Here is a 3,217-nt window from a genome sequence, read left to right on the forward strand (position 1 = left end):
CAGTTGGTGACGGTATCGCCCGTATTCACGGCCTCGACAATGTTCAGGCTGGTGAAATGGTCGAGTTCGCTAATGGTATTCAGGGCATGGCCTTGAACCTTGAAGCGGACAATGTCGGTGTCGTTATTTTCGGAACCGACAGCGAAATTCGTGAAGGCGACGTTGTAAAGCGTACCGGCACCATCGTTGACGTTCCTGTCGGCAAGGAACTGCTTGGCCGCGTCGTTGACGGCCTTGGCAACCCAATTGATGGCAAGGGCCCGCTCAAGACCACACAGCGCAGCCGCGTTGAAGTCAAAGCGCCCGGCATCATTCCGCGTCAATCGGTCTCGGAACCTGTTCAGACCGGCCTTAAGGCGCTCGACGCACTCGTTCCTGTTGGCCGTGGCCAGCGCGAATTGATCATCGGTGACCGTCAGACCGGTAAAACCGCTGTCGCCATCGACACGTTCATCAACCAGAAGGAAGTGAACAAGGGCACTGACGAATCGAAGAAGCTTTACTGCATCTACGTTGCCGTTGGTCAGAAGCGTTCGACCGTTGCGCAAATCGTTCGTGCATTGGAAGAACAAGGCGCGATGGAATATTCGATCGTTGTCGCTGCAACCGCTTCGGAGCCTGCACCGCTTCAGTATCTCGCGCCGTACACCGGCGTTGCGATGGGTGAATATTTCCGCGACAACGGCATGCACGCCGTCATCGTATATGACGATTTGTCGAAGCAAGCTGTTGCCTATCGCCAGATGTCGCTTCTTCTGCGTCGTCCTCCAGGCCGTGAAGCCTATCCTGGTGACGTTTTCTATCTCCACAGCCGTTTGCTTGAGCGCGCGGCAAAGATGTCCGATGCCAATGGCGGTGGTTCGTTGACGGCATTGCCGATCATTGAAACACAGGCTGGTGACGTTTCGGCCTATATTCCAACCAACGTGATTTCGATCACCGACGGTCAGATCTTCCTTGAAACCGACCTGTTCTTCCAGGGTATCCGCCCTGCGATTAACGTTGGTCTGTCGGTTAGCCGCGTTGGTTCGGCTGCACAGACAAAGGCGATGAAGAAGGTATCGGGCTCGATTAAGCTTGAGCTTGCACAATATCGCGAAATGGCTGCGTTCGCGCAGTTCGGTTCGGATCTCGACGCGTCGACGCAAAAGCTGCTGAACCGCGGTGCGCGCTTGACCGAGCTGTTGAAGCAGAAGCAATTCTCGCCGCTGCCTTTCGAAGAGCAGACTGCGTCAATCTTCGCCGGTACAAATGGCTATCTCGACGGCATTCCAGTCGCCGACGTGAACCGCTATGAAGACGCCATGCTGGCTGACCTTCGTGCCAACCATGCTGGCATCCTGAAGACAATCCGCGACAGCCGCGACTTCAGCGACGACAGCAAGAAGGCGCTGATGGCGGCTCTCGACAAGTTCACGAAGAATTTCGCTTAACAATCACCCGTCATGCTGAACTTGTTTCAGCATCTTAATTAAGACCCTGAAACAAGTTCAGGGTGACGGCAAAGGGAAGAATAGATGGCGTCTCTTAAGGCCCTCAAAATGCGGATCAACTCGGTCAAGTCGACCCAGAAGATCACCAAGGCGATGAAAATGGTCGCTGCTGCAAAACTGCGTCGGGCAACCGAAGCAGCAGAAGCATCACGCCCATATGCCGAACGACTGGAAGCGGTCGTATCAAGCATCGCGTCGAAGGTAACGGTCGGTCCACAATCGCCAAAGCTGCTTGCTGGTTCAGGCAACAGCGACGTGCATCTGTTCGTTGTCGCTACCAGCGACAAGGGCCTTGCTGGCGCATTCAACACCAATATCGTCCGTCTTGCCCGCCGTCAGGCAGAGGCGTTGAAGGCCGAAGGCAAGACCGTTAAATTCTACACCATCGGAAAGAAAGGCCGCGATCAGCTCAGCCGGACGTTCCGTGGCGATATCATCCACAGCATTGAACCAGGCGATTTGGGCAAGCTCACTTACGCTGATGTGCAAGCATGGGGCGAAGATTTGACCGCACGTTTTGAAGCGGGCGAATTTGACGTCGCGCATCTGTTTTTCAGCAAGTTCGAAAACGTCCTTACGCAAACGCCAACGCAAATTCAGCTGATGCCCGTCGCTGTTACTACGGGTGAAGGCGATGCCATGGGCGTTTCTGCAACGGTTGAATATGAGCCAGACGAAGAAGAAATCCTCGCTGACTTGCTGCCACGCAATGTTGCCGTTCAGTTGCTTCGCGCAAACCGCGAAAATGCTGCGTCCGAGCAGGGTTCGAAAATGACCGCAATGGACAACGCAACGCGCAATGCGGGCGACATGATCAACAAGCTGACTATTCAATATAACCGCACGCGTCAGGCGGCGATTACCACTGAACTTATCGAAATTATCGCAGGCGCAGAAGCGCTTTAACGACATCCAAAGGCAAGGAAGAAGCAAATGGCAACCGCCCCGAAGAAGACCGCCGCTCCCAAAAAGGCCGCAGCACCCGCCGCAGCCGCTAAAAAAGCGCCTGTGAAAAAAGCCGCTGCAGCCAAGGCTCCCGCTAAAAAAGCTGGTGCTGGCCAAACCGCGATTAACGTTGCCGGTGCAACGGGCCGCATTTCACAGGTCATCGGCGCTGTTGTCGACGTAACCTTCACTGGCCAGCTGCCCGCCATTTTGTCGGCACTTGAAACCGACAATAACGGCAACCGCCTTGTCCTTGAAGTGGCCCAGCATCTTGGCGAAAACACCGTTCGCACGATCGCAATGGACGCGACCGAAGGTTTGACCCGCGGTCAGCCCGTGCGTGACACCGGTGCGCAGATTTCGGTTCCAGTTGGTCCAATGACCCTTGGCCGCATCATGAACGTTATTGGTGAACCAATCGACGAGCGTGGCCCTGTTGGCGCGGCAAAGTCGAGCCCAATCCACGCAGAAGCGCCTTTGTTCACCGACCAGTCCACCGAAGCGGAAATTCTCGTCACCGGTATTAAGGTTATCGACCTTCTCGCACCTTATGCAAAGGGCGGCAAGATTGGTCTGTTCGGCGGTGCCGGCGTTGGTAAGACCGTTCTTATTCAGGAACTGATCAACAACATCGCAAAGGGCCATGGCGGCGTTTCGGTGTTTGCTGGCGTGGGTGAGCGTACCCGCGAAGGTAACGATCTGTACCATGAATTCCTCGACGCAGGCGTTATCGCCAAGGACGCCGACGGCAACCCAACCCCAGAAGGTTCAAAGGTTGC

At 55.4% G+C, this 3,217-nt stretch carries 2 protein-coding genes and 1 pseudogene; all 3 read left to right on the plus strand.

All coding sequences use genetic code 11. From position 1 onward, the window contains the following. Positions 1 to 1,433 (plus strand): F0F1 ATP synthase subunit alpha (gene atpA, locus ACIQ5B_RS10850; RefSeq protein ID WP_397599025.1); only part of this gene is annotated, 1,433 nt, incomplete at its 5' end. 84 nt (positions 1,434 to 1,517) lie between these two features. After that, positions 1,518 to 2,399, plus strand: a complete 882-nt coding sequence (locus tag ACIQ5B_RS10855; protein WP_397599026.1) for a F0F1 ATP synthase subunit gamma — start codon at positions 1,518 to 1,520, stop codon at positions 2,397 to 2,399. Between the two features lie 27 nt (positions 2,400 to 2,426). Further along, positions 2,427 to 3,217 (plus strand): annotated as a pseudogene (locus ACIQ5B_RS10860) (F0F1 ATP synthase subunit beta); the annotation flags it as partial.

Source organism: Sphingorhabdus sp., from assembly GCF_044374345.1.
In the GTDB taxonomy this organism is placed as follows: domain Bacteria; phylum Pseudomonadota; class Alphaproteobacteria; order Sphingomonadales; family Sphingomonadaceae; genus Sphingorhabdus_B.

Excerpts from the sequence above, each read along its gene's own strand:
- ACIQ5B_RS10855 (WP_397599026.1), top strand. The coding sequence starts at position 1,518 with ATGGCGTCTCTTAAGGCCCTCAAAATGCGGATCAACTCGGTCAAGTCG.